Below are 24,375 nucleotides of genomic sequence, written 5' to 3'. Positions count from 1 at the left end.
ACAGACCGCAGGCCGTGGTGGTGTGGTTCGGTGCCACGGCCTCGCCCCGCAGCGGCGCCCCGTTCTCCCGCGCCGGCACCCGGAGCCGCGCCTCACGGCGCAGCGCTAGCCGTTCATCGCTTCCCGGAGACTGCGCGGTCGCATGTCGGTCCAGTGCTCCTCCACGTAGGCGACGCTCTCCGCTCGCCCGGCGGGGCCGAATACGCTGCGCCATCCGGCGGGCACCTCGGCGAAGGCAGGCCACAGGGAGTGCTGGTCCTCGTCGTTGACCAGCACGTGGAACTGGCCGTTCTCGTCGTCGAACGGGTTGGTGCTCACCTTGCGTCCTCCCGAGGTCGTTTCAGCACGTACGGGTTCGAACAGGGTTACTGCGCTGCCCGCAGAATCCGGTTGATGGTGCGGCTGATCTCAGCCGCGTTCCGCGGCCAGTACATCTCGTTGTGAGCGCAGGCGATGTCGACGCGCTGCACACGTCCGTCGACGTGTTCCTGCCAGAGCACGTCCAGGTCCTCGTCCAGTTGCCGCTTGTCGTGGGTCTCCGGGTCGAGGAGTGCGTTGAAGAAGACGACGTCACCCCGGTACCGCGGTGAGGTGAACCGCCGCATCTGCTCCATCTGTCCGATGAAGATCGAGGAGGCGGTGGTGACGAGCGAGGGGTACTCCTCCATCCCTGCCAGGTGTCCCATGTAGTTGGCGAGGTAGCGGCGGACCATGGACTCGTCCAGCGCCTCCAGGTCGGCGAAGTGGCTGGAGGGCGCGGCGTCCAGCAGCGCCAGGAGGGCCACCTCGTGTCCGCGACGCTGGAGTTCGGCCGCCATGGCGTGCGCGAGGGTGCCGCCGAAGGACCAGCCCAGCAGGTGGTAGGGGCCGCTCGGCTGGACCTGGAGCACCTGCCCGAGGTAGTCCTCGACCATCTCCTCGACGGAGCCGGCCGGCTCGGTGGTCCCGTCGAAGCCGCGTGCCTGGATGCCGTACAGCGGCCAGGCCGGGTCGAGGTGGCGGGCGAAGCCGAGGTAGGGCCAGCTCAGCCCGCCGCCCGGGTGCAGCCACCACAGCGGCGGCTTCTGCCCCTCTGTGCGGATCGGCAGCAGGACGGCGAACGGGTCCTCGAAGTCGGCGTCGGCGTCGGCGGTCAGCTGTGCCGCCAGTTCGGCGATGGTCGGATACTGGAACACCGTGCGGATCGGGACCTCCACACCCAGCTTCTCGTGGATCCGCCACACCAGGCGCGTCAGCCGCAGGGAGTGGCCGCCGCAGGCGAAGAAGTCGTCGTCGATGCCGATCCGGTCCAGGCCCAGCACCTCGGCGAAGAGCGCGGCGAGTTCCTCCTCGCGCGGGGTGCGCGGGGCCCGGTGCTCCCCGCCGACCGGGTCCGGCTCGGGGAGCGCGGCCCGGTCCACCTTGCCGTTCTCGGTGAGCGGCAGCCGGTCGAGGACGATGATCTCGGCGGGCATCATGAACTCCGGCAGCCGGCCGGAGAGCCGCTCGCGCAGCAGGGAGGGCAGCCGGGAGGCGCGGCGGGAGACCGCCGGGACGTTCGCCAGCCGGGCCGAGGGGGCGCCGGCGGGCCGGTACAGGCCGTCGCAGCAGACCGCGTCCACGTCGGGCACGACGGCCGCCTCGAAGCGGTCACCCGCCTGCGCCGACCACGTGCAGTACACCGCGAGCCCGCGCCGGGCGCCCCAGACCTCCAGTTCGGCCGGGTCGAGGGTGCCGCCCAGTTCGGCGGGAGCACCCCATTCGGCGGCCTCGCCCGCCAGGCGGGCGTTGGGAACGCCGGTGAGACGGAGCCGACCGCCGTGCCGGGCCAGCGCGGTCTCCAGGTCGGCCAGTTCGCGCACCTCCGCCCCCCAGGCAGCCTCGGGCAGGTCGCCGAGGTTCAGTGGCTTCGCCGGTGCCTTGTGCAGCACGACCTCGTAGCGGTGGCGGGTCAGCTCGTTGTGGTGGGTGCCCTGCTTGAGGCGGATGTCGGCCGCGACGGCGTCCGGGCGGGCCTCGGCCCAGCGGGTGAAGAAGCCGGGGTCGACGACGAGTTCCTTCTCGGCGAGCACCGCGCGTTCGACGGCGGCCTGCACGGCGGCCGGGCCGTCCGCGGGCTGTCGGCAGCGGTGCACCGCCGCGGCGAACGTGCGCAGGGTGCGGTGGTTGCGGACGTCGCCGAGCACGACGCGTCCGCCGGGTGCGAGCCGGTCCATCGCGAGATCGAGCACCCGGGTGAGGTAGTCGGCGTCCGGGAAGTACTGCACGACCGAGTTGAGGATCACCGTGTCGAAGTACCCGGCGGGCAGGCCGTCGGCGTCGGCGGGCTGGCAGCGCAGGGTCACCTTGCCCGACAGCCGCCGGTCGGCGCCGGTCTGGGCGCGCAGACGCTCGATGACGGGCGCCGAGAAGTCGGTGCCCCAGTACTCCTCGGCCTCCGGTGCGAGCGGGCCGAGCAGCAGACCGGAGCCGACACCGATCTCCAGCACCCGGCGCGGGAACAGGGACCGCACCCGCCGCAGCACCGCCTCGCGCCAGGACCGCATCTCCGCCAACGGGACGGGGCGGCCGGTGTAGGAGCTGTTCCAGCCGGTGAAGTCCTCGCCGACCGTGTCGGTGGCGACCTCGGTCCCGCCATACATGGTGTCGTAGATCTCGCGCCACTCGCTGACCTGTTCGGCGGCGTCTCGGCCGGTGGAAGCGGTGCTGTCGGGCACCACGTAGGCGACCATGCGGCGTTCGCCGAGCCGGTCCCGGCGCACGGCGACCACCGCGTTCGCCACGCCGTCCTGCTCGCGCAGCACCGCTTCCAGCTCGCCCGGCTCGACGCGGAAGCCGCGCAGCTTGAGCTGGTCGTCGCTGCGGCTGACGTAGTGAAGGCGGCCGTCGGCGTCCCAGCGCACCAGGTCGCCCGTGCTGTACACACGCGCTCCGGGCTGCGCGGACGGGTCGGGCACGAACCGGGCGGCGGTCAGGCCCGGGCGGCCCGCGTAACCGCGCGCCACGCCGTCACCGCCGATGTACAGCTCACCCACCACGCCGGGTGGCACCGGCCGCAGCCGGTCGTCCAGGACGAGGAGCCGGCTGCCGTCCATCGGGGCGCCGATGGGCAGCGGGTCGGTGCACTGCGCCGCCGAGGCCATCCGGTGCCGGGAGGCGAACGTGGTGGTCTCGGTCGGGCCGTAACCGTTGACCACGGTGACACCGGGGCAGGCGTCGAGGACCGTGCGGACGGCGGTCGGCGACAGGACGTCCCCGCCTGCCCACACCTCCTGGACGGCGCCGAAGCACTCGACGTGCTGTTCGGCCATCACGGCGAACAGTCCGGCGGTCAGCCAGAGCGCCGTCACCTCCCGCTCGGTGATCACCCGGGCGAGTTCCGCGGTGTCCGGCCGGCCGGCGCGGGCCACCACGGTCGTGCCGCCGCCGAGCAGCGGCACCCACATCTCGTACGTCGACGCGTCGAAGGTGTGCGGCGAGTGGAAGAGGACGCGGCGATGGGCGCCGGTGCGGAAGCAGCTGTCGAGCGCGAGGTCGACGACGTTGCGGTGGGTCACCTCCACGCCCTTGGGGCGGCCGGTGGAACCCGAGGTGTACATCACGTAGGCGACGGCGTGCTCGCCGACGCCTTCCACCTCGGGCGGCGAGTCGGGCAGCCCGTCGAGGTCCGCCTCGGCGAGCCCCCCGTCCACGGTGACCGCCGCGTCGAGGTCCGCGAGCAGGAAGTCGATGCGCTCGGGCGGGTGGGTCGGGTCGACGGGCGCGTAGACGGCACCGGCCTTGAGGACACCGAGGATGGCGGCGACCAGCAGCGGCGAGCGTTCCATCACGAGGGCGACGCGGTCGCCCGGGCGGGCGCCGCGGGCCACGAAGTGGTGCGCGAGGCGGTTGGCCCAGCGGTCCAGTTCGGCGTAGGTCCAGGTGCGCGAGGAGTCGGCGGAGACCAGCGCGGTCGCGTCCGGGGTCGCGGCGACGGCGGCGGCGAACCGCTCGGGAAGGGTGCCGGCCTCGAGCCCGGCGCCCCGGGCCGGGCCGGACCAGGCGCTCAACGCCGCGCGCTCGTGCTCGGTCAGGACACCGACGGATCCGATGGGTGTGTCGGGCGCCGCGACCACCTGGCGCAGGAAGTGCAGCCACCGGTCGAGGAGCGTCCTGACCGTCTCCACCTCGAAGAGGTCGGTGGCGTACTCCGCGAAGCCCTCGATGCGGGCCGGCGCGTCTTCCTCGTCCCGTTCGGTGACGCTGATGAACAGGTCGAAGCGCGCGGTGCCCAGGGAGAACGGCTCCTCGGTCACGGTGAGGCCGGACAGGTGGAACTCCGGCCGCGTGTTGTTCTGCAGGGCCAGGCACACCTGGAAGAGCGGGTGGTGGGCGGGCGAGCGGACCGGGTTGAGCACCTCGACCAGGTGCTCGAACGGGATGTCCTGGTGGTCGTAGGCGGCGAGGCTGCTCTCGCGGACCCGGTCGATGAGCTCGGCGAAGGAGGGGTCGCCGGAGGTGTCCGCGCGCAGCACCCACGTGTTGACGAAGAAGCCGACCAGCCGGTTGAGCGCCTCGTCGGTGCGTCCGGCGATGGGCGAACCGATCGGCACGTCCGTGCCCGCGCCGAGCCTGGTGAGCAGCGCGGCCAGGGCCGCCTGGAGCACCATCGACACCGTGGCGCCGCGCTCCCGGGCCATCCGGCGCACAGCGTCGGTCAGCTGGGGGTCGAGTGCGAGCGGCACCAGATCGCCGGCGTACGACGCGACGGCGGGCCGGGGCCGGTCGGTGGGGGGCGTGACGGTCTCGGGCAGGCCGGCCAGCTGGGTCGTCCAGTAATCCAGCTGCCGCCGGTAGAGGCTGCCCGGGTTCTCGCTGTCGCCCAGCAGTTCCCGCTGCCAGAGGGTGTAGTCGGCGTACTGCACGGCAAGCGGTTCCCACTGCGGCGCCCGGCCCGCGCTGCGGGCCTCGTAGGCGGTGGCGAGATCCTCGGCGAGCGGGAGGGCGGACCAGCCGTCGGCGACGATGTGGTGTGCGCCGATGAGGAACACCGCCTCGCGTTCGCCCGTCCGCAGCAGCCAGGAGCGGAAGGGGATCTCGGCCTCCAGGTCGAACGGACGGCGCGCTGCCTCGCGCAGGACGCTGGGCAGCTCGGCCTCGGTGATCTCGTGCTCCTCCCAGGGGACCTCGACCGCGGTCGGCGGCAGGATCCGCTGGTACGGCTGCCCGTCCGCCTCGCCGAAGACGGTGCGCAGGGATTCGTGCCGCTCGACGACGTCGTGCACGGCGCGGCGCAGGGCGGCCGCGTCGAGCGCGCCGCGCATCCGCAGGGCCAGCGCGACGTTGTAGGTCGCCGAGGGCCCCTCGAAGCGGTGGATGAACCACAGCCGCTGCTGGGCGTAGGACAGGGGCAGCCGCTCGGGCCGCGCCTGGGGTCGCAGCGGCGCGCGGAGGTGGTTCAGGGTGGTCAGGTGGGCCGCGAGTTCGGCGACGGTGGGCGACTGGAAGACGGCCCGGATGGGGATCTCCACACCGTGCTCGGCCCGGATGCGGCTGACCAGCCGGGTGGCCAGGAGCGAGTGGCCGCCGATGGAGAAGAAGTTGTCGTCCACGCCGACCCGGTCGAGACCGAGGACCGCGGCGAACAGCGCGCACAGCGACTCCTCCTCCGGTGTGGCGGGGGCCCGGCCGCCACCGGCCGTGTAGTCGGGCGTGGGCAGAGCCCGCCGGTCGGGCTTGCCGTTGTCGGTCAGCGGCACGGCGGCGATGGGCACGATGGCGGCCGGGATCATGTACTCGGGCAGAGTCTCCCGCAGATACCCGCGCAGGGCGGGCAGCAGTGCCGTAACGGCGGCGGCCGCGGGGTCGTTCGCCGGGGTGCGTCCGTCGGTGGCCGGCAGGTATGTGCCGGTGAGGAGGGTGCCGGCCGCCGGGCTGTCGCGCAGCACGACGACGTCGAGCAGGTCGACGGCTTCGGCCGACCAGGTCGGCACCGCGTCCCAGCCGTGCCGGGCGGCCCAGGCACGGATCTCGGCGGGGTCGAGCGGCGGCAGCTCGGGCGCGGCGGAGCCGTCGAGGCCGAGGGCGCGGGCCGCTGCGGCCTCATCGGTGAGGCGGGCGTTCGGGATTCCGGTGATCCGCACCGCCGGCTCCGGCCGGTCGCCTATGCGGTCGGCGAGCCGGCCCAGGTCGCCTTCCCAGGCCAGGGCGGGGACGCCGTCGAGCCGTCGCGGGGCGTCCGCCGGTTCCATGCCCGGCTTGTGCAGCACGACCTCGTAGCGGTGCCGGGTCAGCTCGTTGTGGTGGACGCCGTCCTTGATGCGGATGTCGGCTCCGGCCCCCCCGGCCCGGTGGGCCCAGCTCAGGAACCACTCGGGGTCGACCACCAGCTCATTCTCCAGCAGGACGGCCTGTTCGACCGTGGTGCGCAGGACGGCCGGTGCCGCATCAGGGTGCTTCGCCCGCTGGACGCCCGTCTGGAGCGTGGGCAGGGAGGCGGCCCGCCGGACGTCGCCGAGGACGATCCGGCCGCCGGGCGCGAGCAGTTCCCAGGCGCCGTCCAGGACCCGGGCGAGGTAGCGGTCGTCAGGGAAGTACTGCACGACCGAGTTGAGCAGCACGGTGTCGAATGCGCCACGGGGCAGTCCGGTGAGATCGTCGGCGGCCTGGTGGCGCAACCGGACCCGGTCGGCCAGGCCGGCCCGGGTCACCTGCTCGCCGAGCCGGTCGATCACGGCCCGGGAGAGGTCGGTGGCCCAGTACTCCTCCACCCGGCCGGCGAGGTGCGCGAGCAGGAGCCCGGTGCCGACGCCCAGTTCGAGGACGCGCTCGGGCGACCATCGCAGGACGCCTTCCACGGCGGCGGCGCGCCAGGCCCGCATCTCGTCGAGCGGGATCGGCTCACCGGTGGAGGAGTCGTTCCAGCCCGTGAAGTCCCCACCGAATCCGTGTCCGCCGTCGTCGGAGTAGGTCTGGTCGTAGACCTCCTGCCATTCCTCCACCTGGTCGTCGGTGCCGCCGGCGGGCGGGAGGGCTCCGGTGTCGGGGACGACATAGGCGACCAGGCGCAGATCGCCGGGCTGGTCCTCGCGGGCGGTGACGATGGCCTGGCGGACGGCCGGGTGCCGGACCAGGGCGTGCTCGATCTCGCCGGGCTCGACGCGGAACCCGCGCAGTTTGACCTGGTTGTCGGCGCGGCCGAGGAAGCAGATGTTGCCGTCCGGGAAGAAGCTGGCGCGGTCGCCGGTGCGGTACAGCCTGTCGCCCTCACGTGCGCTGAACGGGTCACGGACGAATCGTTCCGCGGTCAGTTCCGGCCGGTTGACATAGCCGACGCAGAGACAGTCCCCGCCGATGTACAGGTCGCCCTCGACGCCGACGGGGCACGGCTCCATGTTCTCGTCGAGCACGTAGTAGCGGGCGTTGTCGATGGGACGGCCGTAGGGGATGCTGCGCCAGGACGGGTCGATCTCCCGGACCCGGAAGTAGTTGGACCACACCGTCGCCTCGGTGGCGCCGCCGAGGCTGACGATCTCCGCGCCGGTGAACACCCGGCGGACCTCGTCGGGCAGCGACAGCGGGGTGTAGTCACCGGAGAGGAACACCAGGCGCAGGTCGCCGGTGCCCTCGTACCCGCCGTCCTCCGTGAGCAGGGATGCGACCTGGTTGAGGGTGGTGGGCACCGAGTCCCAGAAGGTGATCGGCTCCGTGAGCAGGACGTCCAGGAGCAGCTGCGGATCGCGCTGCTGGACAGCGTCCGCGAGGTAGACGCCGCCGCCGCAGCCGAGCAGGCCGAAGATGTCGAAGACGGAGAGGTCGAAGCCCAGCGAGGTGACACACAGGACGACGTCGTCGGGGCCGAACGCGAACGTGCGGTAACACCAGTCGATCAGGTTGTGCACCGGGCGGTGGGTGACAGCGACGCCCTTCGGCTTCCCGGTGCTGCCGGACGTGAAGATGATGTACGCCGTGTTGTCCGGTCCCGCGGCCGGTTCCGGATCGTGGTCGGCGCCGGGCGACCGGGCGTCGGCGAGTTCGGCGAGCCGGACGCCGTCCGGCAGGGACCAGCGTTCGGTGTCGGGCGTGGACAGCACGAGGGAGCACCCGGCATCGGCGAGCATGCCGGCCACGCGGTCGGCGGGCAGCGCCGGCTCCAGCGGCAGATAGGCGCCGCCCGCCTTGAGCACGCCGAGGACGGCGGCGATCATGGCCGGCCCACGGGGAACTCCGACGCCGACGACGGTCTCCGGGCCGACGCCACGTTCCTTGAGGTCCCAGGCGACGCGGTTCGCCCACCGGTTCAGCTCGCCGTAGGTCATGGTGCCGTCGGCCCAGCGCAGGGCGGTGGTGTCCGGGCGCCGTGCGGCCTGCTCCTCGAAGAGCAGATGGACCGGTCCCGGGCAGTGGACGGGGTGGGCGGTGTCGTTCCACTCGACGAGGATCCTGTGGCGCTCGGCGGCGTCGAGGAAGTCGCCGGGCCGGCCGGCCCCGGCCTCGGCCGCTGCGCCGACGGTGGTCCTCGGGTCGGCCACCACCTCTTCGACGACGGCCACGAACCGTGCCGCGACGTCCTCCACGGTGGAGCGGTCGAAGAGGTCGGTGGCGTACTCGATCTCACCGACGACGGAGCCGGTGGAGTCGTCCGGCGCCAGGTTGAAGAACAGGTCGAACTTGGCGCTGCCGGTGGGCAGTGGTTCCATCGTCACGGTGAGACCCGGCAGGTCCAGGTGCGGTGGGGTGTTGTTCTGCCACGCCAGCACCACCTGGAACAGGGGGTGATGCGCGGTCGACCGCTCCGGCCGCAACAGCTCCACGAGCCGCTCGAACGGCACATCCTGGTGGTCGTAGGCGGCAAGCGCCTTCTTCCGTACCTGTTCAAGCACCCACTCGAAAGTCCGGTCCGCGGTCACCTGCACGCGCAGCGTCCAGGTATTGACGAAGAAACCCACCAGTTCACTCAGCGCCTCCTCCGTACGGCCCGCGATCGGCGAGCCGACGGTCACATCCTTGCCTCCTCCCAGCCGATGCAGCAATACCACCAAGGCGGCCTGGAGCACTATCGCCGTCGTGACACCATTGGTTTGCGCGATTTTCTCTGCGGCGGCGCGCAGCTCGGCGGACAACCCGACCGGGACCGATCCGCCACGAAAACTCGCCACCTCGGGACGGGGCCGGTCCAGGGGCAAGGAAAGGGGCTTGGACACACCGGCCAGTTCCTCGCGCCAATAGGCACTCTGCGTCGAGACGACGCTGTCCGGATCCTTTTCGTCACCCAGCATTTCCTGCTGCCACAGCGCGTAATCCGAATACTGCACAGGCAGTTCGGGCCAGTCCGGTGCCGTGCCGGTCACCCGGGCCCGGTAGGCCGTCGACACGTCACGTGCCAGCGGGGCCAGCGAGCCGCCGTCGCCCGCGATGTGGTGGATCACCAGGACAACCAGGAACTCCTCGTCGCCACTCTGGAGGACGCAGCCGCGCAGCGGTACGTCCGTCGACAAGTCGAACCAGCTGCCGCTCACCGACGCCACCACGCCGGACACCCGCTCGGGGGCCACCCGGCCCCAGTCCTGCCAGGGCAGGTCGATCTCGGCAGGGTCGAGAACACGCTGGTACGGCTGGCCGTCGGTCTCCGCGAAGACCGTGCGCAGGACTTCGTGGCGCACCATCACGTCGCGAAACGCCGCCCGCAGCGCGACGGCGTCGAGCGGGCCGTGGCAGCGCAGGAGCAGCGGGATGTTGTAGGTGGAGGAAGAGCCTTCGAAGCGGTTGATGAACCACATTCGCCGCTGCGCGTACGACAGGGGGGTCATGGTTTCTCCTACCTTTCGGTCATTCTCCGCAGCGGCTTTCGAGTGGAGGCCGACATCTCGTTCCAGCGGGTGGTCAGTTCGGCCACGGTCGGGGCGGTGAAGAGGATGCGCATCGGGATTTCCACGCCCATTTCCGCGCGTACCCGGGCCACCAGCCGGGTGGCCATCAGTGAATGGCCGCCCAGGAGGAAGAAATCGTCGTCGAGACCGATCCGCTCGGCGCCCAGAACCTCGGCGAACAGCACGCACAGCGTCTCTTCCCGGGGTGTACGAGGAGCCCGGTATTCGTCCCCGGCGATCTCCGGGCGGGGCAGGGCGGAACGGTCGAGCTTGCCGTTGGGCGTCAGTGGCAGTTCCGTGAGTGTCACGAACGCGGCCGGGATCATATAGGCTGGCAGCCGCTCTCCGACCGCCTCCCGCAGGAGTTCCGTGGCGGGCGGCTCGGCGCCGGTCTCCGGGACCACGTACGCCACCAGCCGGCGGTCCCCCGGCCGGTCCTCGCGGGCGGTGACGACAGCCCGGCGGACCGCGGGGTGGCGGGTCAGGATGTGCTCGATCTCGGCGGGCTCGATCCGGTAGCCGCGCAGTTTGATCTGGTGGTCGGACCGGCCGAGGTACTCCACCTCACCCGTGTCCGTCCAGCGGGCGAGATCCCCGCTGCGGTACATACGGGCGCCCGGTGGCCCGAACGGGCAGGCCACGAACCGCTCCGCGGTCATGCCCGGCCTGTCGTGGTAGCCGCGGGCCAGGCTCTCGCCGGCGATCCAGAGGTCACCGGCAGCGCCGGGCGGTACCGGGCGCAGCGCCTGGTCCAGCACGAGGATCCGGGTACCGGCGACCGGGCTGCCGACGGAGGGAGGCATGCCGGAGCGGCCGGGGAGCAGACGGGCGGCGGTGGCGTAGACGGTGGTCTCGGTCGGGCCGTAGAGGTTGGTGACCTCGGCGGCGTGCCGACACAGGGTTTCGGCAAGCGCCAGGGGCAGTGCCTCGCCTGTGGAGATCACCCGCAGCCCGGTCAGACAGGCCGGCGCGTGGGTGACCAGGCTCTGCCAGAGCGCGGGGGTGGCCTGCATGACGGTGACGCCGGACCGTTCGACCAGGTCCAGCAGTGCCGACGGCTGGGTGATGTCGTCCTTGCCGGCCAGTACCACCCGGCCGCCGGCGAGCAGGGGCAGGAAGAGTTCCAGCGCGGCGATGTCGAACGCGACGGTGGCGCAGGCCAGCAACCGGTCGTCCGGCGTCAGGGTGAAGCGATTCTGCATGCCGGTCAGCAGGATCGCCAGCGCACCGTGCCGGACCACCACGCCCTTGGGCGTCCCCGTGGAGCCGGAGGTGTAGATGACGTAGGCGGCGTGGTCCGCGCCGACCGGAACGCGCGGGCCGTGGGCAGGGTGAGGGGACCGGTCGGACAGGTCCACGCCGGCCAGCCGCTTCTCATCGAGGACCAGCACTGGTGCGCTGTCCTCGACCACGGCCCGCACCCGGGCGGCCGGATACTCCGGGTCCACCGGCACATACGTGCCGCCGGCCTTCCACACGGCCAGCAGGGCCACCACCAGGTCGGCCGAGCGAGGCAGCAGCACCACGACCCGGGACTCCGGGCCCACGCCCTGCCCGGCCAGCCAGTGCGACAGCCGGCCGGCCCGCTCGTCCAGTTCCCGGTAGGTCAGCCGGTGCCCGCGGAACTCGACGCAGACCGTGTCCGGCGTCCGGGCCGCCCGCGCCGCGAGCAGGTCGGGGACGGTCCGCTCGGGGGGCGGGACCGCGGTGTCGTTCCAGCCGTGCAGCACCTGTTCGCGCTCGGCGTCGGACAGCACGTCGAGCGCGCCGACGGTGGCCCGCGAACCGGCGGCGAACTGCCGCAGCACCCGCACCAGCCGGTCGGCGAGCGCCTCCACGGCGGTCCGCTCGAAGACGTTGCGGCGGTACTGGAAGGAGATCCGCAACAGCGGGTCGGCTGCCGCAATCACGGTCAGCGGATAGTGCGGCGGGGCGTACGGGCGGATACCGGTCACCACCGGTTGCGCCGACGCGCCTGCCGCCGCGTGTCCGGACCGGTCGACGGGGAACGACTCGAACACCACAAGCGTGTCGAACAGCTCGTTCAGCCCGGTCGCCCGCTGGATGTCGGCGAGCCCCACATGGTGATGGTCCAGCAGTCTCGCCTGGGCGTCCTGGAGCCGGCCGAGCACCTCCGGGACCGGGTCGGCCGGCGTGCACCGCACCCGCACCGGCACCGTGTTGATGAACAGGCCGATCGTGGTGTCCGCGCCCGGCAGCCCGGAGGGCCGGCCCGCGACCGTGGCGCCGAACAGCACCTCCTGGCCGCCGGTGTGCTGCGCCAGCACCATGGCCCACGCGCCCTGCACCAGGGTGTTGGCGGTGACGCCCCACTCCGCGGCGCGGCGCGCCAACCTGGTCGTGTCCTCGCCGGTGAGCGGCACGTCGATCTGCCCGCTACCGCTGCCGGTCGGCCGGGCCCCTGGCGTCGTGGGCGCCAGCAGGGTCGGCTCCGCCACACCGGCGAGTTCCTCAGCCCACGCGCGGGCGGAGCGCGCCGTGTTCTGCCGTGACAGCCAGCTCAGGAAGTCCCGGTAGCCGTGCGGGCGCGCCGGTGCGGTGCCGACGCCGTCGGCGATGTACAGGTCCATGAGCTCGTGCTCGATGAGCGGCACCGACCAGCCGTCGAGCAGCACGTGGTGGGCGGTGAGGGCCAGTTCGGCGTACCGGGGGCCGATCGTGACAAGGGTCAGGCGCAGCAGCGGTGGGCTGTCCGGGCGGAAGCGGGCGTCCCGCTCCTCGGCGAGAATCTCCTCCAGCCGCGTGGCGGCGTCCGCCTCGCCGGTGAGGTCGAGGTGCCGCCAGGGCAGCGGGACGTCATCCACGACGACCTGCACGGGCTCACCGGTGGCGCTCGGCTGGAACGCGACCCGGAGGTTCGGGTGCCGGTCGAGCAGGGCCTGGCCCGCCGCCCGCAGGCGCGCCGGGTTCACCGGGCCTTTGAGCCGGAACACGAACTGCGTCTGGTATGCCTCGGACGCGCTCTGCGCGAGCATCGTGTGGTACAGCAGCCCGCCCTGCAACGGCGTGAGCGGCCATACGTCGCTCACGCGTCCGAAGCGCTGTTGCCATTCGTCCAGTTCTTCCTGGCGGACGTCGACCAGCGGGACGTCGGACGGGGTCAGTCCCCGCCCGCCTGACTCGACCAGGTTCCGCAGGCCGCGCAGGGCAGCGCACCAGGTGCGGGACAGGGCGCGGACCTCGTCCGCGGTCAGAACTCCGGTGGCGAAGGTGAACAGGGCCGTGAGGCGCGCGTCGTCGCCCACGCCGGTCACCAGGGCGTTCAGTTCCAGCGCGCTGGGCGTCGGCATGTCCGCAGCCGGCGCGGCGACCAACTCGGCGCATTCGGGCGCGGAGGTCCATTCGGAGCCACGGGTGAGGTCCTGGCCGGGCGCCTGCTCCGGGCGGTCGAAGGAGAAACGGCCCAGGAAGTTGAATCCGATGTCGTCCGCCGGGTACCGGCGGAGCAGCGCCGCGGTGTCGTCGTTGACGTGGCGCAGGAGGGTGTAGCCGATGCCCTGGTCGGGCAGGGCCCGCCGCTGCTCCTTCACCAGCTTCAGGGCGTCACCGGCGGCAGCTTCTCCGGTGATCGCGGCGTCTACGTCGATCTCCGAGACGTCGAGACGTACGGGGGTGACCGTGGTGAACCAGCCGACCGTGTGGGACAGGTCCGCACCGGGCACCAGCTCCTCCTGTCGGCCGTGCCATTCCATCCGTACGACGGCCGTGCCGCCGGTGAGACCTTCCCGTTCCCGGACCAGTGCGAGGACGAGGGCGGTGAGCAGGACGTCGTCCGCGCCGCTGCGGTAGGCCGCGGGGACGGAGGTCAGGATCGCGTTCGTGAGGTCGGCCGGGAGCTCCACCCGGACGGTGTCGGTGGTGGAGGTGAGGTCCCGGCCCGGGTCGAGCGGCCGGGAGCCCACGGGGGCGACGGGGGCCGCGAGCAGATCGCGCCACAACGCCACCTCTGCCACCCGTTCAGGGCGGGCCGCCTCGTCGGCCAGGGCGTGCAGCCATCGGCGCAGGGAGGTGCCCACCCGCGGCAGGGCGGGGATCCGGCCTTCCTGGACCTGGCGCCAAGCCGCGGCCAGGTCGGGCAGCAGCACCCGCCAGGACATGCCGTCGACGACCAGGTGGTGGGCCGCGACCAGTAGCCGCCCGGGCCCGCCTGCGGCCCCCCGGAACAGGACCAGCCGGAGCATCCGCCCAGTCCGGGCGTCGATGTGCCGCACGGCCTCGGCGGCCTCGGCGCGCAGCAGGGTCTGCCAGGCCTCGCCGTCCCAGTCCCCCGGGCAGGCGACCCGGCCGACGAGCGCGCCGGCGTCCACCGTGCCGGGCGGCTGCACGAGCAGGCCGTCGTCCGTCAGCCGTGAGCGCAGGACGTCGTGCCGGTCCAGGACGCAGCGCAGGGCCGCGGTGAGGCCGGGGAGGTCGACGGCTGCGGGCAGCTCCAGCACCAGCCACTGGGCGAGGCGGTCCAGGCCGGGACCCCGCTCGGCGTACAGCCGGGCCATGGGGGGCAGCGGCAGCAGGCCGACGCCCCCGCCCTCGAGTTCGGCGAGGGTGGCCGGGGCGGTGTCGCAGGTCGCGGCCTGTGCGAGCGCGGCGACGGTGCGGCACTCGAACACGGTGCGCGGGCTGAACGCGAGACCGCCGGCGCGGGCGCGGGCCACCACCTGGATCGCCCGGATGCTGTCGCCGCCCAGAGCGAAGAAGTCGTCGTCCACCCCGATATCGCTCAGGCCGAGCACCTCGGCGAACGCCGCGGCCAGAAGGCTCTCCTCACCGGTCCGGGGCGGCCGGTGGGCACGGCCGGTGATCTCCGGCTCGGGCAGCGCGGCCCGGTCCAGCTTGCCGTTCGCGGTCACCGGCATGCGGTCCAGCGCGACGAACACGGCGGGCACCAGGTGGGCGGGCAGCCGGGCCGCGACGAAGCCTCGCAACTCGGTGAGGTCCAGACCGGCGTGCAGATCCCAGTCGGTGCCGGTCGGGCCGCTGCCACCGGAGGTGGCCGGGACGACGTACGCGACGAGTTGGGCGGCTCCATCCGCGCCTCGGCCGGGCCGGGCGACCACGGCCGCCCTGAGCACTCCGGGGTGGTCGGTCAGCGTGTCCTCGATCTCCTGGGGCTCGACCCGGAAGCCGCGGATCTTCACTTGGTGGTCGGCGCGGCCGGCGAACTCCAGCTCACCGTCGGCGTTCCAGCGCGCGAGGTCGCCGGTCCGGTACATGCGCCGCCCCGGTTCCCCGAAGGGACAGGCCACGAAGCGCTCCGCGGTCAGGCCCCGGCGGTCGTGGTAGCCCCGGGCGAGTCCGGCGCCCGCGATGTAGAGGTCGCCGAAGACACCGGGCGGCAGCGGTCGCAGCCGGCTGTCGAGGACGTAGAGCGCGGTGTTCCAGATCGGGGTGCCGATCGGTATCGTGCGCGCCCCGGGCCGGTACTGCCACGCGGTGACGTCCACGGCCGCCTCGGTCGGCCCGTACAGGTTGTGCAGCGGCGCGCCGAAGGTCCGGTGGAACCGCGCAGCCAGCTTGGCCGGCAAGGACTCTCCGCTGCACACGACGCGGCGGAGACCGGTGCACGCGGCAGCCGTCTCCTCGGTGACGAACTCGGCCAGCATCGACGGGACGAAGTGCGCCGTCGTGACGCCGGCCCGCCGGATCACCTCGGCGATGTAGTCCGGGTCGCGGTGCCCGTCCGGCCGGGCGACCACCAGGGTGGCGCCGGTGATCAGCGGCCAGAAGAACTCCCAGACGGACACGTCGAACGAGGCGGACGTCTTCTGCAGGACCCGGTCGGTGCCATCGAGCCGGAAACGATCCTGCATCCAGAGCAGCCGGTTGACGATCGCGGCGTGCGTGACGACGACGCCCTTGGGCCGTCCGGTCGATCCCGACGTGTAGATCATGTACGCGGGGTGGTCGACACCGTGCGGGGCAGAGGTGACGGGCCCTTCGGTGAGCGGGGCGTCGTCGACCATGACCACGGGGACGTCCGTGTGGGGCAGCCGGTCCGCGGTGTCCTTGACCGTGAGCAGCAGCGCAGGCCCGGCGTCGGCGAGCATGAACTCCACCCGCGCGGCCGGGTAGTCCGGATCGACTGGGAAGTAGGCGGCGCCCGCCCTGAGGACCGCGACCAGCGCGACGACCAGTTCCGGGGAACGGGGCACCGCGACCGCGACGAACCGCTCGGGCCCGGCGCCGCGCTCGGTCAGCAGGCGGGCGAGCCGGCCGGATCTCTCGGCCAGTTCCCGGTAGGTCGTCCGGGAATCCTCGAAGGTCAGCGCGACGGCGTCCGGGGTGGCGCGGGCCTGCCGGTCCAGCAGTTCGGTCAGGGTCGCCGGCGGCGGGGTCACCGTGGGTCCGGCGTACTCGGTGAGCAGCGCGCGGCGTTCGGAGGGGTACAGCGCGGTGACGGTCCCGACCGGGGCGTGCGGGTCGGCCAGGGCCATCCGCAGAAACGTCACGAACCGCTCGGCCAGCCCGGCGATGTCCTGGTCGTCGTACTCGGCCCGCGGCGCGTCGAACCGGACGTACAGGTCGCTTTCGGCCGTTCCGTCGGTGTAGACGCAGACCATCACCTCGTCGATCACGCCGAAGGTGCCACCGGCGAAGCGGGCCGAGGCTCCCGCCAGGTCGAGCGCCTCGACGGAGGGGAGCACGTTGACGACGGCGCCGAACGGACTGCGTGCCTCTCCGGCGTGGCCGGTGGTCCGTTTGATCAGAGATATGTCGTGCCGTGCGTGCCGCAGGACACGGCGCCGCTCCCGGCCAAGGGCCTCGGCCAGTTCCACGAAGTCGGCCGCCGAGTCCACCCGCGAGCGCAGCGGCACCCGGTTGGAGAGCAGACCGAGTGAGCGGCGCAGTGCGCCGACGCGGTGATTGACGGTGATGGTCAGCAGCGGCTCGGACAGGCCGCACATGTGCCCCAGAAAGGCGGTGGCGGCCGAGGCGATCAGGTCGGGCACCGAGGTCCCGGCCGCAATGGAGGCGTGTTCCCAGGCGGCGAGTTCGGCGGCCGGGACCGTCGCGGTGCGGGTGGACATCCCCTGCGGGGCGGTGAGGCCGTCCCAGTACCCGGGCTCACCGACGGGGGCGCCGGCGCCGGGCCGGACACCGACGGGCAGACGGGCGGCGGGCAGGTCACCGGCGAGATAGTCGGGCCAGAACCGCTCGGCGTCGGCGAACCGCTTCGACGCCCGGTAGGCGGCGTCCTTCGCCGCCGCGTCCTCCGGCGGATTGGGGGCGCCCTCCGGCAACGCGGAGCCGGCGCGCAGCGCGCGGTAGATCTCGGCGATCCGCCGGGACAGCAGGGTGAGAACGCCGAACGCGTCGGTGAGGATGTGGTGGAAGACGAGCACGAGCAGGTGACGGCCGGGGCCCAGCCGGATGGAGCCGATCCGCAGCAGCGCGTCCTCGGTCAGGTCGAAGGGCCGGCGCACGAGATCGGCGACGACGGCGCGGGCCGCGTCGGCGGGGTCTGAGGTGTCTCCGACATCGAGGCGGAACGGCTCCCACGCCCCGAGGTCCCGGGCGACCGGCCTCAGTCCGTCGTCGTCGCGGCGGAAGTTCGCCCTCAGCGCGTCGGCCTCCGCCACCGCCGCCCGCAGGGCCTCGGCGAGCAGGGCAGTGTCCAGGTCACCGTCGATGTCCCAGAGAGTCGCCACGTTGTTCGGTACGTCAGGGGTGAACTGCTGTGCGAGCCACATGGCTTCCTGCGCGGATGTGACGCCGTTGCAACCCATCCAAATGCCCCCCAGCAAAGTGGTGTCCCGGTCAACGGCCCCTCGCCGTGCCGATGCTTGTCGTGGCCCATGTGGTGGAACAACCGAGATGAAAGATGTTGGCCAGAGACCGAAAAGGAATTTGCCATCACCCGAAACAACTCAGCCACACAGCGCGGGCCGGTGTCCGTCCGGAGCTCGCCGCAACCGCCCTGGAAGGCCGTCCTTCGCTCCCGGACCCGATCGTTCCCACGGCCGTCCTCCGCCTGCTAGCGCGGCTCTTCGGCCGTTGCGTCCGGGCTCCGGTTGTCGTGTGCGCTGGTCCGGACCACCTGGGCGACGGTCAGCTCGTAGGCGGAGTACCAGTGCTTCCTGCCCATGTGCTGCGCCACCTGGTGCTCGGGGTCGTGACGCCACTTGTCCAACGTCTCCTCGTCGCGCCACGTCATGACGGCGAGACGTTCACCGTCCTCCCCGGTGTAGTGCTTGACCTCCACCGGGTCGGACCCGGCGATGGCGCGGACCCGCTCCTGCATCCGCTCCTCGGTGGCGTAGTACTCCTCGCCGGCCTGCTCGGACAGGTGCGACTTGAACAGGATCACGAACATCCGGAGTCCTCCAGGGTGGCTGTGGTCGGGGCGGGGGGAGGGGTGCAGGCGCGCAGCCGGTCGTCCGGAGCCGAGACCAGTCCGGTGCCGTACCGGGCCAGCAGATCCGCCACGAGCCGGTCCAGACGCCGGTCGTCGCGCAGTACGGAGGCGTAGCTCTCCTCGCTGAAGGCGCACCGCTCGTACAGCGGCACGAACCGGTCGGGGAAGAGGGCCGTCAGCCGCCCGCGCAGCACGTCCGCCGAGGTCTCCTCGCGAGGTGGGTTGGCCATGGTGAAGTAGTGCCGGTAGGAGAGCCGGGAGATCGCGTCGGCGTCCTCGGTCCGCGACTTCTCGTAGGCGGCCAGGCCCGCCGCCCAGTCGGCGGAGGCGTCGAGGCAGGCGACAAGGCCCCGGGCGTCCTCGAAGCCGCAGTTCATGCCCTGCCCCATGAAGGGCGCCATCGCGTGACAGGAGTCACCGAGCAGCGCGAAGGTGTCTCGCCAGACCCATCGGTCGCAGCGGACGGTCGTGAGGGTCGAGACGGCCTTGGCGGCCAGCTGTTCCGCGATGTCGGGGATGATCGCGGTCGGCTCGGGAAAGTGAGCGGCGAACATCTCGGACAGGTCCTGGCCGCCGCGGGCCGCCGCGTAGGACGGGGCGGGGCCGTCGAGACGCATGAACAAGGAGCCGGAGAGCTTCCCCGACGGCAGGGGGTGCGCGGCGAACATCGCCTTCCCGGCGGGCCAGAAGTGCGTGACGCCCGGGTCCAGCCGCCCGGCCGGCACGTCGATCTCCTGGTACGCCAGGTCCAGTTTGCGCACCTCGACCCGTGCGTCGCGCGCCTCCAGGGCGGCCCGGACGGCGGAGTGCGCGCCGTCGCAGCCGAGGACCCGGCGGCACGTCAGCCGGCGCGAGCCGTGCCGGTCCTCCACCAGCACCGCGGGTTCGTCCAGGTCCACCGAGCGCACCCGCTGCCCGAAGCGGATGCGCACACCGGGGGTCGCCTCGGCGGCGTCCAGCAGGATCTGGTGCAGCCGCCGGCGCTCCACCGCCCAGATGGGCTGTCCGTCCCGGCTATAGGGAGTCAACCGCGTCCGGCCGTCGGACAGGTGTCCGCAGCGTCCGTGCAGGGGGACGCAGATGCGGCGCACGGCGTCCGCGACGCCGAGGTCCGACAGGGCGCGCCAGCCGCGCGCCGACAGCATCACGACGAGTGACCGGCGTTCCGGAGGGGGCTCCAGTCTGGGGTCCGCCCGTTTCTCCAGCAGGGTGACCGTTCCGAAGCGGGGGGCGAGGTAGCAGGCCGTGACCGCGCCCACCAGACCGGCCCCCACGATGACGGTCTCCGGGTTCCCGTCCGTGTGGTTCGTGCCGTTGCCGTTCATGCTGTCCCCGCCCCTCGTCCGTCGTTTCGCCCGCGATTCCGTGGTCGTGTCCGCGTCCTCACCTGGCTACGGCCGCCGCAGTTTCGCCAGGACCGCGGTGCCCACCTCCTTCGTGCCGAGGGATCCGCCGAGGTCGGGGGTGACACAGCCGGTCGCCACGGCCGCGGCGACCGCCCGGCGCACCGCGTCCGCCTCCTCGGTCCGACCCAGGTGCTCGACGAGCAGGGCCACGGAGAGGATCGCGCCGAACGGGTTGGCGGTGCCGGTGCCCGCGATGTCCGGGGCGCTGCCGTGCACGGGCTCGAAGAGCGCCCGTCCGGTCGCGGGGTTGAGATTGGCCGACGCCGCGAGGCCCAGGCCGCCGGCGAGCGCGGCCGTGAGGTCGCTCAGGATGTCGCCGTAGGAGTTGTTGGTGACGATGACGTCGAAGGCGGTCGGATCGGTGGCCAGCCGCAGGGCGGCGGTGTCCACGTAGAGGTGGGACGCCTCGACGTGCGGGTGCCGTGCCACCGCCTCGCTCCAGCACCGCTGCCACAGCTGCCCGCCGTTGCGGACGGCGTTGGCCTTGTCGACGAGGCACACCGACCTGCGCGCCACGGAGAAGGCGAAGTCCAGTACGCGCGACACGCCATGACGGGTGCTGAGGTCCACGTCGACGGCGACCTCCTGGGGGCTCCCGGTGCGGGTGACGCCTCCGATGCCGCTGTAGAGCCCCTCGGTGTTCTCCCTGACGATCACGCAGTCGATCGCCCGGCGGGATGGGTCGCGCAGCGGACTGAGCCTGTCGTGCCAGAGCCTGGCGGGGCGGTAGTTGACGTAGAGGTCGAGTTCGAGGCGCAGGGTGGTGAGGACCTCGCGCACGTACGGGGTGTCACCGAGCCGGGGATCGCCGACGGCGCCGAGGAGCGCCGCCTCGCCGGACCTGATCCGGTCGAGGTCGGCTCCGGTCAGGGCTGTTCCGGTGCGCAGGTACGCCTCAGCGTTGACGTGGTCCAGGACGTCCGTGCGCACTCCGAGGCCGAGGGCGTCGAGGACGTCCAGCGCCGGCCCGATCACCTCGGGGCCGATGCCGTCACCGGGGATCACGGCGATGGTGGTCAACGCCGCCTCACTTCCGGCCCTGGCTCAGCACGTCCACGACGAGTTCCGCGACGTCGGCCGTCACATGGAAGTGCCCGCCCGGCCGCGCGGTTTCCGTGAAGCCACCGGAGGTGACGCCCGCCCACCCCGCCAGCTGGGCCTGCTCCACCAACGGGTCGCCCTCGCCGTGGTAGCAGCGCACGGGGCAGGACAGCGAACGGGCGCCTGGGCGGGGCCGATAGGTCGCGTGGGCCCGCAGGTCCGAGCGGATGACGGGCAGGAGGAGGTCGCGCAGTTCGGCGTTCTCGGCGATCGCAGGTTCGATGCCGCCCAGCGCGCACAGCGTCGTCCAGAACTCGTCGTCGGGTGCCAGGTGGATGCTTCTGTTGTTCATCCGTCCGGGCGGCAGAGCGGCGGACACGCAGAGCGCCAGGGGTTCCTCGCCGGCGTCCCGCAGCAGCAGGGCGGTCTCGTAGGCGACCAGCGCGCCCAGGCTGTGCCCGAACAGAATGTGGTCGCCCGGCGGCAACCGCAGCAGCTCCGCCGCCACGCAGCCGGCCATCACGGGCACGTCGTCCACGGGCGGCTCGCCGAAGCGGTCGCCGCGGCCCGGGTACTGAACGGCCATCAGCGACACGCCGGGCGGCACCGCGGCGGACCACTCGCCGAAGGTGATCCCCGAGCCCCCCGAGTGCGGGAAGCACACCACGCGCACGCCGAGCGGGTCACCGGTGATCATCGACCGCACCCATCCGCGTTCCCGTATGCGGCTCATCCTCTTCGCCCTCCTGGCCGGCCGTCGTTCCGTCCGCACCATGTTTTCCATTCGGCGCGGATTCGAGCGGGCCCGCGACAGATGTCGGCAAGAGATCGGGGGGCGGCTGACCGGGGAGCTGACGATGCCAAGGGACAGGACGACAAGGACCGCAGGTACGCCGCCGCACGGGGCCGGGCTCACGTCGCGTGCGGACGTCGCGCGCCACCGCACGGACACCGCCCGCCACCGAGTGAGGGCACCCGCCCTCCGGCCGCGTCCCCGCCGGACCGCGGCCAGGACGGACCCAGCGCACCCGCGGCGGCTCCCGGACGGCCGTGCGCCCGATCCACCCCACGACCGACCGCTGGAAGGGAACGCGATCATGCTTGACGGTTTTGTGCACTGGCCCGAAGAACTCGCGGCGGAGCTGCGCCGGACGGGGGTCTGGCGCGGCCGGCCGATCGGTGACTTGCTGCACGAGTCGTGCCGACGCAACGCCGGGCGGGTGGCCGTGGTGTGCGGCGAGCGCCGGATGACCTACGCGGAGCTGTCCCGGCGGGCGGACGGACTGGCGGGCGGCCTGATCCAGCTGGGCATCAAGCCCTTGGACCGGGTGGTGGTGCACCTCCCCAACGTCCCGGAGTTCGTCGTCCTGGTCTTCGCGCTGCTGCGGGCCGGTGCCGTCCCGGTGCTGGCGCTGCCCGGTCACCGTAGAACGGAGATCTCGCATCTGTGCGCCCACTCCGGCGCTGTCGCCTATGTGGTGAAGGACGAGTTCGGCGGGTTCGACTACCGCACGATCGCCCGGGAGATCCCGTCGGTCCCACACGTGATCGTCAGCGGTGACGCCCAGGAGTTCACCCAGCTGGAGTCGCTGGACTCCCGTGACGTCGCGCTGCCGCGGGTGGACGCGTCCGACCCCGCCCTGTTCCTGCTCTCCGGTGGCACCACCGGACTGCCGAAGCTGATCCCCCGCACCCACGACGACTACGAGTACGTCATGCGGGCCTGCGCGGAGGCGATGCAGGTGGGCGAGGAGGTGGTGTACCTGGCCGTCAACCCGGTCGCGCACCAGGCGGCCCTTGCCTGTCCGGGCGTGTTCGGCAGTCTCCTGCTGGGCGGGAAGGCGGTCCTCACGTCGAGCGTGCGGCCCGATGACGTCTTCTCACTGATCCGCCGCGAGGGGGTTACCGTGACCACTGTCGTGCCCTCGGTGCTGCGGCTGTGGGCCGATTCCGAACGGCCGCCCGGCGAACTGTCCCACCTGCTGATTCAGGTGGGCAGCGCGCCGCTCGACCCGGCCTTGGCGCGCCGTGCGGCCCAGGTGTTGGGCTGCCGGATCCAGCGGTGGTACGGCATCAGCGAGGGGCTGCTGACCCACATCCGGCTCGACGACCCTGAGGAGGTGGCCGTCAACACGGACGGCCGCCCGATGTCACCGGGTGACGAGGTCCGGATCGTCGACGAGTCGGGAAACCCCGTGCCCGAGGGCGAGGCGGGCGAGATGCAGGTACGGGGGCCGTACACCATCCGCGGGTACTACCGGGCCCCCGAGGAGAACGCCCGCTCGTTCACGCCGGACGGCTTCTTCCGCACCGGTGACCTCGTGCGGCGCGACCCGGACGGCAATATCGTGATCGTCGGCAGGATCAAGGACGTCATCAACCGAGTCGGCGAGAAGGTCTCCGCGGAGGAGCTGGAGCGGCATCTGCGCACCCACCCCGCCGTGCAGGACGCGGCCGTGATCGGCGTGGCGGACAGCGTGCTCGGCGAACGGACCTACGCGTTCGTCGTCCTCGACGAGGCGGACGTCCGTCCGTCGGCCATGAAGGAGTTCCTCAGGGGCCGCGGCCTGGCCGCCTACAAGATCCCCGACCGACTGATACCGATGCCGCAGCTTCCGCGCACACCGATGGGCAAGGTCGACAAGAAGGCGCTGCGCGCGGGGATCGCCGCCTCGAAACGCTGACGATGCCCAAGCCGGGGGACGGATTCTGCGTCCGTTCCGCGCCCACCTCGGCCGGTTGGCCACCTCATCCGGCTGGGATCCCACCGGGCGCCGGGACCTGCCCGACCCGGCCGCTGACCATGCCGCACACCGGCCCGTGACCGGCGGATGAGCAGCTCACTCGGCGCCGCCGGGCCACCTCCAAGTGCGGCAATTGACGCCTGCATCAAGTGGTGACCGGCGGCCCGGGCACGCACCGCTTCACCAGCCCTGACATACACAACCTGACGCTCCATCGAGGCGAGCGTCAGAACAGCCCGGCCCCCCGAAGGCCCGGGGCACCACCCGTCCGCTTCCCGTCACCGACCCAAACCGCAGGTCAGCCGACATCCGTCCGGCATGCGGCCTGCTCCACGGCGTGTGCCCATGGAAACATGTCAACGCTTCCCGCCCGGAACCTGAGAAATCAGAGATAGCAGGTCAAAGGCCCTTCTTGGCAGGCTCCAGAATTGCCACGCACTCCACGTGCGAGGTCATCGAAAAAGTGTCGGCCTGGACGGCTGTGCACGAAACAGCAGGTCATGCATCGATCTCATGGGTCGCTGGGCAGCGGTCGCGGTCCGACCCGGCGGGCCTGCCGCCCGCGCAGTCACCGCGCCGACAGTTGGCCCGCGGGTCCTTCGACTCCGGGACCGTGCCCGTAACGGGAGTCATCGACACAGCGGCGGTTGCGCTCATCTGCGGGGCATCGCCTTACTGGCTCGGCGTGAGCAGCAGGGCCATACGGCTGCAGCCGCCTTCGCCGGCGATGTGGAGCATGCAGGTCACCCCGCCCCGGGACCGTTCGGACCCGTCGCCGGGGCGCTGGCGCCGGGGCCTCGTTCCTTCTTCGGACCTGTGGCCGGGCCTTGCGGAACCGGCCGCGTGCGGATGCGCCCGGCAGAACATCGAGTCGGCGCCGACCACCGACCAGACGATCCGCCCTTCAGGCCGGTGTTTGCCCGGACCGGCTGCGGGAGCCGAGCCGCTCCCAGGTGTCCTCCGCCGACCATGGCGGTGCCTGG

Annotated in this window: 8 protein-coding genes; 1 reads left to right on the top strand and 7 read right to left on the bottom strand. The window is 72.3% G+C overall.

Annotated features, from left to right (window positions below):
• Positions 1 to 105: 105 nt before the first annotated feature.
• The 7 genes from AB0910_RS29435 to AB0910_RS29405 all read right to left on the bottom strand — a co-directional run bounded on the left by AB0910_RS29435 (position 106) and on the right by AB0910_RS29405 (position 21,381).
• Positions 106 to 318, bottom strand: coding sequence for an MbtH family protein (locus tag AB0910_RS29435; RefSeq protein WP_113687523.1), 213 nt, complete (start codon positions 316 to 318; stop codon positions 106 to 108).
• Between the two features lie 47 nt (positions 319 to 365).
• Positions 366 to 9,767 carry an amino acid adenylation domain-containing protein gene (locus AB0910_RS29430; RefSeq protein ID WP_366747706.1) on the bottom strand — a complete coding sequence of 3,134 codons (9,402 nt, stop codon included), beginning with the start codon at positions 9,765 to 9,767 and terminating at the stop codon, positions 366 to 368.
• Between the two features lie 8 nt (positions 9,768 to 9,775).
• On the bottom strand, positions 9,776 to 17,572 hold the full coding sequence (locus AB0910_RS29425) for an amino acid adenylation domain-containing protein (protein WP_366747705.1): 7,797 nt from the start codon (positions 17,570 to 17,572) through the stop codon (positions 9,776 to 9,778).
• Positions 17,573 to 17,820: 248 nt separating this feature from the next.
• Positions 17,821 to 18,159 (bottom strand): antibiotic biosynthesis monooxygenase, encoded by a 339-nt coding sequence (locus tag AB0910_RS29420; RefSeq protein WP_113687520.1) that lies wholly within the window; start codon positions 18,157 to 18,159, stop codon positions 17,821 to 17,823.
• The gene (locus tag AB0910_RS29415) at positions 18,150 to 19,526 is read right to left on the bottom strand and encodes an NAD(P)/FAD-dependent oxidoreductase (RefSeq protein ID WP_366747704.1); all 1,377 of its coding nucleotides are present in this window, start codon (positions 19,524 to 19,526) and stop codon (positions 18,150 to 18,152) included. Before AB0910_RS29415 ends, AB0910_RS29420 begins: the two co-directional genes overlap by 10 nt.
• 66 nt (positions 19,527 to 19,592) lie before the next feature.
• Entirely contained in the window at positions 19,593 to 20,627 is a 1,035-nt protein-coding gene (locus tag AB0910_RS29410; RefSeq protein WP_366747703.1) for an isocitrate/isopropylmalate family dehydrogenase, read from the bottom strand.
• Positions 20,628 to 20,634: 7 nt separating this feature from the next.
• Positions 20,635 to 21,381, bottom strand: coding sequence for an alpha/beta fold hydrolase (locus tag AB0910_RS29405; RefSeq protein ID WP_366747702.1), 747 nt, complete (start codon positions 21,379 to 21,381; stop codon positions 20,635 to 20,637).
• Between the two features lie 364 nt (positions 21,382 to 21,745).
• On the opposite strand from AB0910_RS29405, the gene AB0910_RS29400 reads away from it, so the two are divergent.
• Positions 21,746 to 23,332: a (2,3-dihydroxybenzoyl)adenylate synthase gene (locus tag AB0910_RS29400; protein ID WP_366747701.1), complete on the top strand. Its 1,587-nt coding sequence runs from the start codon at positions 21,746 to 21,748 to the stop codon at positions 23,330 to 23,332.
• Positions 23,333 to 24,375: the final 1,043 nt, after the last annotated feature.

Source organism: Streptomyces sp. NPDC047002 (assembly GCF_040704505.1).
In the GTDB taxonomy this organism is placed as follows: domain Bacteria; phylum Actinomycetota; class Actinomycetes; order Streptomycetales; family Streptomycetaceae; genus Streptomyces.
Note: the sequence above shows the minus strand (reverse complement) of the source record. Positions and strands in the feature narration are given on the sequence as shown.